This window comes from Romboutsia faecis (assembly GCF_014323405.1).
In the GTDB taxonomy this organism is placed as follows: Bacteria; Bacillota; Clostridia; order Peptostreptococcales; family Peptostreptococcaceae; genus Romboutsia_E; species Romboutsia_E faecis.
Genome location: NZ_JACRWE010000001.1, coordinates 642438 through 653552 on the forward strand (window position 1 = coordinate 642438; position 11115 = coordinate 653552).

Sequence of the window (11115 nt, forward strand, 5' to 3'; positions counted from 1 at the left end):
ATTATATAAATTAATTCTTTTTATTTTTCATGTGCTCTTCATATTCTTCTGGTGATACTACTTTTACACTTTCTAATCTTGATCTGAAGTGAGCTCTAAAGTTTGCTAAATATTCTTGTCTTAATATTTCTCTTTCTTTTTTTTCTTCTTCTGTTAATCCTTCATTTTTATTTTTTTTAGCTAATTCATTTATTCTATCTATTTTCTTTTGATCAAACATGTTTGCCTCCTAAATTACCTTGTTTTAATAAAATACTTTATTACTTCTTAACTCTATTTTGTTTTTGTACTCATAAAAAAACTCTTCTAAATTTTCACTTATTATAGATATTCCCTTTTCTAAGTCTGCTATACTTGCATTTGCTATATTTATCCTAAAAAATCTATCATCAACTAAATTATCAAAAAAATATGTTCCTGGAGTTATCGACACGCCTTTTCCTAAAATAAAGTCTGAAAAATCTTGCGATAAATATCCTCTAGGAAGCTCTAAAAAGAAATTTAAACCTCCATCAGAGTTCCTAATCTTTAATCTATCGCTCAAATTCTCACAAATCAACTCTTTAGCCAGTCTATACTTATCGCTATATATCTTATCTATTAGTTTTAAATAATCATTCCAATTAAAGTATTGCATATAATAATACATTGATTTTTGAATAAGTCCTGGTGTTGATATATCTGATGAGTATTTTGCCCAAAGTATTTGCCTTTGTAATTCATTAGGTATTTCAACTATACCAATCCTAAGGCCTGGCATAAGTATTTTTGAGAAACTTTTTATATATATAACTCTATTTTTATCATCATAACTTCTAAGAGTTCTATTATCATATGAGTCAAATTTAAAATCACTTATAAAATCATCTTCTAGTATATAAAAATCATACTTCTCAGCTAATTCTATTAACTTTTTCTTTTTATAAGTTGAATAAGATATTCCAGTTGGATTTTGAAAATTTGGCATTGTGTAAATTAGCTTTGGTTTTATTTTGTCTAACTTTAATTTTAGTATTCCAATATCTATACCATCATCTAACATTGGAATAGATATTATTTTGGCTCCTCTACTTTTAAAAACCTCTATAGCACCATTATATGTAGGTTCTTCAACAAAAACTACATCAGAATAATTTATTAGACCTTTACAGACTATATCTATTCCCTGTTGAGCACCAGATATTATTTGTATATTATCCTTACTAGTTTCTATAAACCTATCACTTAAGTATTTAACAATATTTTCTCTTAAATCTTCTGATCCTAAACCTTCATCATACTCAAATATTGATGAACCTTCATTTGATAAAGCCATATTTATAGCTTCTTTAAAATCATCTATTGGAAACATATCTGTTGATGGGTTCCCACTATCAAAGTGTATAATATTTTTTTCTTTTTTATGATTTTTCTTTACCTTTAAATTAGATGCAAATGTACCACTTCCAACTACTTTATATATATATCCTTCTTTTTCTAGAAGTTCATATACTTTAACTATAGTTGCATTATTAACGCCTATAAATTCAGATAATTTTCTTATTGGTGGTAGTTTCTCATATTCTTTTATATTCTTATTTATTATAAGCTTTTTTATATGATTGTAAATTTGCAGGTATTTGCTAGAAGTTTTATTTATATCTAAAATGTATTTTTCCATATCCTCACCACTTACTTTACTTAAATTAAAGGTGTAATTTTATTTTCAATTATGTAGTATGTATATATAATACCAAAGTTTATTAAAAAATGGTAAAAGTAAATTTTATAAAGATTAATTATTTTTTAATTCTCTCTTGAATATATTTAAATATAAGGGAGGTGATTTATTGAGAATACCTAACCTTTTGTTATCGACAATTATTTTGTTTATATCAAATTTTATAGTAAGGGTTCTTGGTTTTTTATATAAAATATTTTTGTCTAAGGTAATCGGTGATACTGGATTAGGTATATATCATATGATTTTTAACTTTTTAATGATATGCCTAGCTCTAACTACTACAGGAATACCAACAGCCCTTAGTTGTCTTGTAGCAAAACGGAAAGCTTTAAACGATAAACATAATACTAATACTATTTTTATTTCTACCTTATACCTAGCATTTTTCATATCTTTTATAATATCTTTAAGTATATCTTTTAGTAGTAATTATTTATCTTTAAAGCTTTTAAAAAATGAAAATTTAAACCTATTTGTACTCTCAATTTGTCCTGCAATTGTAATAATAACTATTTCAAATATAATTAGAAGCTATTTTTATGGTATAAAAAAAGTAACAATCCCTGCTTTAGGTCAAATTTTAGAACAGTTAAGTAAAATATTATTTGTTTTTTTATTATGTATGTATATCAAAGATAGAGCATTAACTTGTTATATTGCCTTATTAGGTATTTCTATAGGTGAAGCTACTAATGTACTATTTATGACTATTTATTTGTATAAAGATAATGATTTAATTAATAAGTATACAGTTAATATCAAAGACTTTTATATTTCTTCTGTAGAAACTATAAAAATGTCCTTACCAATAACTTGTAATCGTATGTCTAATGTCTTATTACAATCTATTAGTTCAATGATGGTTCCTTCAAGGTTGGCTTTATCCGGAGTAGCATATACCAAAGCATTAAGTATGTACGGCATTATGAGTGGTATGGTAATGCCTTTTGTATTTCTTCCATTTACAGTAGGTTCTGCCTTAGTAGTAAATTTAATACCTAGTATCTCTCAAGAAATGGCATTAAATAAATATAATAATGTATTAAAAAAAATAAATTACTCTTTACTACTCACTACTGGCGTTGGAATTTTATCCTCATTACTTTTTTATTTCTTCGGTAAAGATATTTGTGTAATAGTTTTTAAAAATGAATTAGCAGGAGATTATTTAAAAGCTATGTGCTTAGCTCCTCTGTTTTTGTCATTAAATCAGACATTGTCAGGTATCTTACATGCTATTAGGAGAGAATTTGAATCTAGTGTGAATACTATAGCAGGTATGATTATTCAATTAGTCGCTCTATACTTTTTACTTCCAATTCCTGATTTAAACATTTACGCATATATATACACAATGACTATTGTATCTATATTAACTTGTTTATTACATATTATAGTTTTAATCAAAGCTATAAAAAATCTTAAAGTTAGGAGGATAAGATGAATAAAAATAGTTCGGACATAAAACCTTTTTATATATATACAAACAAAGATAAACTCTATATCAAAAATATTAATGAACATACAGAAAAGCTAGCAAATAATATATTCGCTTACTGCGCTAATATTGATGATAATAAAAGAATTCATATTTGTTCTATAGATTCAACTGGTAAATTAATTCATTTTTTCAATAAAAATAAAGGTTATTGGAAAAAAAATGTAGTCTGTAAAGCATTTAATAGTATAAAAAATATTAAAGATATGAGATTATGTATAATTAATAATTATTTAAATATTTTTATAGTTGAAGATAGTTCTATAGATGAAAATATCTATAAAGTTACACACTTTAATTTCACACCTGGATCTCCTAAAGTGTATAAACATGATATTAGTAATATTATCAAAGACAAAGAGCATATTTATAAGTTGAATATAGATGAATTATCTAATATTATTTTTGAGTATAAGACATCTTACAACTGCAACCGCGGTGAGTCTAAGAATAATACAATTGTCTTTAATAGTAAATCTAGAATGTGGTTAATACCAAATACTTTGCTTAGAAATATTAATTATAGTAGCTCTAATGAAATTAAAAGTAATATACATGATGATATATTTGAATACTGCTACAGCATCGTCTATAAAATGTAAAAAAAGGCTACTAATATAAATTTATATTAGTAGCCTTTTTCTTACTAATTATCTATAATATTAAGCTCTTTTTTAATTATCTTTTACAAGAATTTGAAGTATTACAACTATTGCAATTATTTGAAGTATTATTTGATTGTGTAGTATCTTCGCTACATTGTGTAAAATCACAAACATTAGCAAAAGTATCAACTACTCTTGGTTGAATAGCTGTTGGAGAAGCTAACACTACTATTTGTTCGCTTCTTAATATGCTAACTACTTCTTGTAAGCAAAGAATTACATCTATTCCATTTGGTATATCTAAGTTAAAGAAGCATTCACAATCTGAATGATCCACTACACTTAATAATGCTTTACCTATGCAATCTACACTTAAATTAACATCATATTCTTGTCTTAAAGTTACAGTTCTTCCACTCGCTGGTAAGCAAAGTGATGCTGCTAAAGTATTGAATGGGAACTGAACTTCATCAATTCTCTTCAAGCATCCACCAGATGTTCTAACTGCAGGGAATGCCAATGCAACTATTTCTGTACATCCACATTTACCTCTTAGTTCTAATACTAAGTCTCTTACTGTTACCACTAATCCTTTTTGTTTATAAGCTACAGATTGACCTCTTCTTTGTTCACAACAAATTGCACTTCTATCTCCACATACTAAAAATTCAAAAGTAGTGTCACATACGCCATCATCTTTTGGATTTATTCTTACAACATTAAAGTCTTCTAACATTGGATCATCTGATTCTATTTCTATTTCATTAAAATTCATACAAACTTTTTCGATTGTTACATTTACTGGACCTGTTCTTGGAACTGGACCACACACTTCAACAACTTCAATATCAAACACTAGTGATCTACCATCTGAAGATGTTGTTTGTGGAGCTCTAGCATCTGTAAATGTCTGGAATACTACACTATCAAATACTCTATTAGTTTCTATTGCAACAGGAACACTATTGTTTGTTGAAAATCTTGGTGGAGTAATAGGAGTACAGCATGTGTCACGACAAGGATTATCTACACATACATCTGACTCTACTTCACATGGTTCACATTTATCATGGTCATGATGGTGATCACATCCACAGTCATCATGATGATGGTGATCACACTTACAATCATCATGGTGATGATTATCACACTCATTATGACAAGTATTGTTACAACAATCATTTGTATTATTGTGTTTTGGTCTATAAACTCTCTCTAATTCTTCACTCATATCTTCTGTTTTAGGACTATTTGTTACATTCATAGGTTTATTTGTCATTTTTCTTTTATTCTTTCTAAGATCTTGCATATCTCATTGTCCTCCCCTTAAATGAATTCTATGCCTCGGCTTTATTAGCCTAATTAATATTATGCATTTTAACTATCTTTTGTGACTTGCCCTGCCTTAACTTAGCGATTAAGTAGAATAAAATTTTTTTTTGTAAATATATATGTAGTGTGGATATTTTCTTATAATGTACAGGAGGTATATATGAGTTTTATTAATAAGTGCTCTACAATAATTAGACGTTCTTCTAAAGATATGCTTTATATTCATTTAGATAAAGGCATTTCTTACAACTACTATGATAAAAATAATGAACTAGTATTTTCTAAAAAATTAATAAAAGATGATTCTATTGATTTTACAAATTGTTTTTTTACCCTAAGTAATCTTGATAATATATATGGCATTTACAATGATGGCTCTTTAAAAATGCTTACTGCTTTAAGTAATTCATCAACATTCACTCAAACAGAGATACTTAAATATAATTCTAAAAAGTTTGGTATTTGCTTTCCATATATAAATGTTATTAATAATGATATACATATTCTATACTATGTTTATAATAATAATTCAGCTAATACATGTGCTCTCTTCCATCACATTAAACATAACAATATATGGACTGAAAATAAGATAGACTTTATTAATCATATTGTTCTAGATAATTTTACAGTTATTTGGAGTCAAGATTCTCCTATTGTATTTTATTTTAATTTAGTAGATGGTATTGAAGAAATATTTTTATCTAAATTTAATATAAGCACTTTGACATGGTCAAATCCTGTTCAGATTACCAACTCTGGAAAAAATAAGATTTATTTGAATATATTAAAAGATAGTATGAATTTTTATCATATAACTTTCTGTGAGAGTTTAGAAACTGGTTATGCCGTTAAATACTTGAATGGTTATTTAAATGATACTACCTTTGAAGTTGATATATCTACTTATATAACCGGACCTTCGACTTGCATGTATCCTACTTTTTTAAAAAAAGACTCAACTTTATATCTAATGTGGGTAAATTACGGAAAGCTATATACTACTTATTCTACTAATTTAGGTAGAAACTGGAGTACACATGAAATTGATGATTTTAGTGTTGAAGATAAATTTATAAGAGCTTATTTTTATTCAAATTTTAAAAATGATATTCCTTATAATGTAAATACAGTATTTACAAGCTTAGATGATATTGGAATCTTAGGTTTCTAAATTAAAAATTTATAAAGTAAAAAAGTGTTGCCATAATGGCAACACTTTTTTAATACCCCAAAACACCGGTGGCCCCATAAATTCAGACCCGAGATACTCCCAGGTGGGTGACCTGCTAGTTGCCTCTAATTTCCCTAAAATTTTTAGGGCATATTATCAGTACCTAGACTCAGTCTCCCGTTTAACATTTGTCGGTTGAATTTAAGAAAGCCTTATCGTATGTCTCAGGATTTATATACTTATTATATAATAAAAATTAATATTTTAAAAGTGGTTTTGTATAGTAATTTTTATAAAATTGTGAATTAGTTACAATTTTTACCTTTCATCCTTTGATTATGTAGTCCTATACTTATATTTTATGTCATTTATCTACTATCATCATATTCATCAACATCTATATACTCATATTCTTCTGTCTCAATATATTCATATTCATCATTGTTACTTTCATACTCTTCAAATTCTTCATAATTATCATACTCACCGTCATCATAATCATCATCTTCATAATCATCATCTTCATATGATAAATCTGAATCATCACCTCTTAACAAGCTTCCTAATAATTTTAAATTATTTATGCTACCTAAGTTATTTATATCTGCTAAAGAACTTAAACTAAATCCGCCCTCTCCAAAATCATCCGGTAAAAACAATTCTGCAAACAAGTCAATTTTTTTCTTTATATCAATTGCCTTTTCAACTGATTCTTTTCTCTTTTCAGGAAATACATCAATTATTTCTTTTATCATCATATTTTTCTTATCTTCTTCATCCATACTTCTAAAAAAGTTACTTTCTTCCATATCTTCAGAAATATCCATAGTACTTAATTTTTTTATACCTTTTACTAAATCTAATAAACTCTCTATTTTTATTAAAACTTTTTTTTCATCTCTGGACATATACTTTTTGGTTCTTGTAATAATCTCCATTCCTCTATCTAAATCTTCATCACTTAATTCCATTAACTTTAACCCCTTACTTATATCATTCATATTAAATTTAAATAAATCGTCATTATTGCTGGTGGAATTACTTCCATTTGATTTTCTTCTTCTTTTAACTTTAGTATCTGAATTTTTACTAGTTCTCTTTTTAACCTTAGGAGCCCTATTCCCCGATGTATTTTCCGTTGATTTTTTTGATTTATTTTTACTATCAAATAATGATACGTTACCATTACTTAATGCTAATATTCCAAGTATTAATAGTAGATTATTCAATACAAGTCACCCCTTAAACTATACTACTCCCTCATATATAAACTATGTTTTATTTGATCTTATTGTTACTTTTTTTTATCTAGCTTGCATATATATTATCTATAAGAGATTTTATTTATTATAGATCAAAATATTACTCACCACTTAATGATTATTTCTATATATAAATAATATGAGTACTAGACAATATATATTATTGAAAGGAGCATTTTTATGAAAAAAGTAGATCCTAAAGCATTAGAACAAATGGCTAAAGAAAAAAATATAGATAAAGATAAAATTGAAAAAATAGCTAATAACTATAAAGGTAAATCTGAAAATGAACTTATGGATGAACTTATTAAAATTGGAAAAACATTAGAAGGAAAAGAAGAAGTTGTATCTAAATTTAAAACTTTTTTAGATGAAAATCAACGTAAGAAGTTAGATTCTATTATGAATAAAATCTCAGAAGCAGAACTTCAAGACAAAATTGAAAGCAAGAAAACAAAGTCTAAAAAAACTAATGGAGCTAAACCTGCACCATCTAAATCATCTCCAAAAGAATCATCAAATAAAGGAAATCAAAAAAGTAAAGCTACAAAAAAAGTAAAAAAAGTGGTTAAGAAAACAAAAAAATCACCTTCTAAGTAATTTATATCAAAAAACTGGCGTACTCTAAAACATATTTTAAAGCACGCCAGTTTTTTATAATTCTTTTATCTTTAATTATCTAGTGTAGAATGTATGTCTTTGATTATTTTATTTTTTATTTCTTTAGCCTCTATTAATATCTTTTTCACTTCTTTTGTATAAATTAATTTCAATTCTTCATTATTTAATCCCTTTAAATTTACCTTTACATTTAATATTGCACCCTCTAATCCTGCATACATCATTAATATTCCTACAGCCATATCTGTTATAGCATTTTTATTTCCATATGTAGAAATATAATCTATAGATTCTAAAGCTTCAAGAGATAGTTTTGCTGTTTTTAAAGGTACATCTATTGAGAATAGTTTCGCATCTTCAATAGCCATTTTTCTATCTTTTATTTGCTCTTCAGTTTCTTTAGGCATTTTTATAGCTTTCATATATTCTGTAAATGATTCTGTATCTCTATCTATCATTTCATTTATTTCTTGCTTTAAATCCCCTAATTTATTAAATTTATCTATAAACTCTCTTCTTATGCTTTCATCTAAATCTTCATAAGAATTTTTCCCAAAACTTAGATAAGCCATCATTCTAGTAAGAGCAATACCTATACTAGAAGCTAAAGCTGAAACAGAACCACCTCCTGGTGCTGAAGAATTCGAATCTATTTCATCTATAAACTCGGATACAGTCATATCTATAAGTTTCATTTTTATCCCCCTTAATTATTAATAGTAGATTCTAAATTATTTTAATGCTGTATAGACTTATTCTTAACTACTAATTTACCATTTTTATAAACTCTATCTATATGATTTATTCCAAAGTGATACATTATATACTCAATATTTGGTGCATCAAATATTGCAAAATCTGCTTTTTTACCTACTTCTATAGACCCTATATCATTTTGTCTATCTATTGCACATGCTGCATTTATAGTTACAGCTGTTAAAACCTCATTAGGAGTCATATTTAAATGCAAACACCCTAACTGCATTATAAATTGTAAATTTTCGCTAGGGCAGCTTCCAGGATTGTAATCACTAGATAAGCTTACAGGTACATTTAAATCTATTATTTTTCTGGCATCTGCATATCCTTTATTTAAATTAAAAGATGTTCCAGGAAGTAAATTTGCAACTATCTTATTTTCTGCAAGTTTTTTTAATCCTACTTCGCTAGCTTTCATAAGGTGGTCTGCAGATATGCATCCCATCTTACAAGCCAATTCTGTTCCTCCTAAATGTACTATCTCATCTGCATGTATCTTAAGCTTAAATCCCATTTTTTTAGCAGCTTTCAATATATGTTCACTTTCCTCTATATTGAATACTCCCTCCTCACAAAATACATCACAAAATTCAGCTAAGCCCATAGACTTAACTCTTGGCATTATATCATTTACCATCTTTTCTATATAATTTATTTTATTATTTTTATATTCTTTTGGTATTGCATGAGCACCTAAAAATGTATGTACTAGGTCTATAGGATGGTTATTGTTTAATTCCCTACCTACTTCTAATTGCTTTAGTTCTGTATTCAAATCCAAACCATATCCACTCTTTGACTCTACAGTTGTAACACCAAACTCTAACATTCTATCTAAACTTTTCTTTCCTTTTTCATATAACTCTTCAAAACTTGATCTTCTAGTTGACTCAACAGTACTTAATATTCCCCCTCCGTTATTTAAAATTTCTATATAAGGAACTCCAGATAACTTTTTATAAAATTCATTTTCCCTTGATCCTCCATGAACTAGGTGTGTATGAGAATCTATTAGACCTGGAGTCATCAAAAGACCCAATGCATCGTCTATCCTTGTAGAGTCATCAACTATATCTCTGTACTTATTACCAAGTCCGATTTCATAAATTTTGCCATCTTTTACTGCTATATATGCATTTTCAATTATATCTATGTCATTCATTTGTTCTTTTATTCTAGGATAATTATTTCCTTTCATAGTAATAAGCTTACCAATATTTTTTATAATTAAATCTACACCCATATCTCTACTCCATTAAGTTTGTTTCTAATATCTTTTTTAAAGAAAAGCCTTCTAAACCTAAATAGTAACTTGCTACATCTATTAAAGCTTCCATTGGACAAAGTCCCACAATTTCACTTCCAATTATATTTACTCCAAATCTTTTTGCCTCAAATTTAACAGCTTCAAAAGCTCTATACATACTTGTGTGAGTATAATCAGTTAAGTTCATTGTTACTTGAGTTATTTTTTTCTCTGGTATTTCTACTGAACCTGCTTTTATATATCTATAACCTCCACTTGAGTATCTTATTGCTTTAGCTATCTTCGACGTAATTTCTATATTATCTGTATCTAGATTTATATTGTAAGCAATAAGAGCTTTTCTAGCTCCTATAACTATAGCACCTGCTGTAGGATGTTTTTTATTTTCTCCAAAATCTGGTTTCCATTCATAATTCTTTAACTTCTCATCAAGACCTTCATATTCACCCTGTCTTATTGTTGCTAAATTTCTTCTTTCTTCCTTTGTTGCAGATTCTTCATATAAAAATACAGGTATTTTATACTTGTCATTAACTTCTCGTCCTAATTCTTTCGTTAATTCTACTACGTCTTCCATAGATATATCTCTAATTGGTATAAACGGACAAACATCTATCGCTCCTACTCTAGGATGTTGCCCTTTATGTTCATTCATATTTATTATATCTTTTGCAACTCCAATACTCTCAAATACTGCATTTTTTACTTCTTGAGGTTTTCCAATAATAGTTACAACAAGCCTATTATAATTTTCATCTGCTTCATAATTTAATAACTTTACATCTTTTTTATTTCTAAATGCATTAACTATTTTTTCTATTTTCTCTAAATCTCTGCCTTCACTGAAATTAGGAACACACTCTACTATAGACAT

The 11115-nt window shown here is 27.2% G+C and carries 11 protein-coding genes and 1 other RNA gene; 4 read left to right on the forward strand and 8 right to left on the reverse strand.

Going from position 1 to position 11115, the window contains the following annotated elements:
* Positions 1–10 precede the first annotated feature (10 nt).
* Together H8923_RS03095 and pdxR are read right to left on the reverse strand one after the other, a co-directional pair.
* Entirely contained in the window at positions 11–220 is a 210-nt protein-coding gene (locus H8923_RS03095) for a DUF896 domain-containing protein (RefSeq protein ID WP_147541601.1), read from the reverse strand.
* Positions 221–244: 24 nt separating this feature from the next.
* Entirely contained in the window at positions 245–1660 is a 1416-nt protein-coding gene (gene pdxR / locus H8923_RS03100) for a MocR-like pyridoxine biosynthesis transcription factor PdxR (RefSeq protein WP_153925805.1), read from the reverse strand.
* A gap of 169 nt (positions 1661–1829) precedes the next feature.
* On the opposite strand from pdxR, the gene H8923_RS03105 reads away from it, so the two are divergent.
* Entirely contained in the window at positions 1830–3167 is a 1338-nt protein-coding gene (locus H8923_RS03105; protein ID WP_153925807.1) for a polysaccharide biosynthesis protein, read from the forward strand.
* Positions 3164–3823: a hypothetical protein gene (locus tag H8923_RS03110; RefSeq protein ID WP_153925809.1), complete on the forward strand. Its 660-nt coding sequence runs from the start codon at positions 3164–3166 to the stop codon at positions 3821–3823. The genes H8923_RS03105 and H8923_RS03110 overlap by 4 nt, the downstream gene beginning before the upstream one ends.
* 76 nt (positions 3824–3899) lie before the next feature.
* Here H8923_RS03110 and H8923_RS03115 read toward each other — a convergent pair whose 3' ends face one another.
* On the reverse strand, positions 3900–5135 hold the full coding sequence (locus H8923_RS03115; protein ID WP_243139905.1) for an exosporium morphogenetic protein CdeC: 1236 nt from the start codon (positions 5133–5135) through the stop codon (positions 3900–3902).
* Positions 5136–5318: 183 nt separating this feature from the next.
* Between H8923_RS03115 and H8923_RS03120 the strand changes: the two genes are divergently transcribed.
* On the forward strand, positions 5319–6332 hold the full coding sequence (locus H8923_RS03120; RefSeq protein ID WP_153925811.1) for a hypothetical protein: 1014 nt from the start codon (positions 5319–5321) through the stop codon (positions 6330–6332).
* A gap of 50 nt (positions 6333–6382) precedes the next feature.
* On the opposite strand, the gene ssrS is transcribed toward H8923_RS03120, so the two are convergent.
* A non-coding RNA gene (gene ssrS / locus H8923_RS03125) (6S RNA) lies at positions 6383–6566 on the reverse strand.
* 134 nt (positions 6567–6700) lie between these two features.
* Positions 6701–7561: a hypothetical protein gene (locus H8923_RS03130; RefSeq protein WP_153925813.1), complete on the reverse strand. Its 861-nt coding sequence runs from the start codon at positions 7559–7561 to the stop codon at positions 6701–6703.
* 213 nt (positions 7562–7774) lie between these two features.
* Here H8923_RS03130 and H8923_RS03135 point away from each other — a divergent pair, with 213 nt between their 5' ends.
* The gene (locus H8923_RS03135; protein ID WP_153925815.1) at positions 7775–8194 is read left to right on the forward strand and encodes a hypothetical protein; all 420 of its coding nucleotides are present in this window, start codon (positions 7775–7777) and stop codon (positions 8192–8194) included.
* 71 nt (positions 8195–8265) lie between these two features.
* On the opposite strand, the gene H8923_RS03140 is transcribed toward H8923_RS03135, so the two are convergent.
* Genes H8923_RS03140 through ftcD form a run of 3 tightly spaced genes read right to left on the reverse strand, consistent with a single transcriptional unit; the run spans position 8266 to position 11115 of the window.
* The gene (locus tag H8923_RS03140) at positions 8266–8910 is read right to left on the reverse strand and encodes a cyclodeaminase/cyclohydrolase family protein (protein ID WP_153925817.1); all 645 of its coding nucleotides are present in this window, start codon (positions 8908–8910) and stop codon (positions 8266–8268) included.
* A gap of 41 nt (positions 8911–8951) precedes the next feature.
* Positions 8952–10217: an imidazolonepropionase gene (gene hutI, locus H8923_RS03145; RefSeq protein WP_153925819.1), complete on the reverse strand. Its 1266-nt coding sequence runs from the start codon at positions 10215–10217 to the stop codon at positions 8952–8954.
* Positions 10218–10221: 4 nt separating this feature from the next.
* Positions 10222–11115 (reverse strand): glutamate formimidoyltransferase, encoded by an 894-nt coding sequence (gene ftcD / locus H8923_RS03150; RefSeq protein WP_153925821.1) that lies wholly within the window; start codon positions 11113–11115, stop codon positions 10222–10224.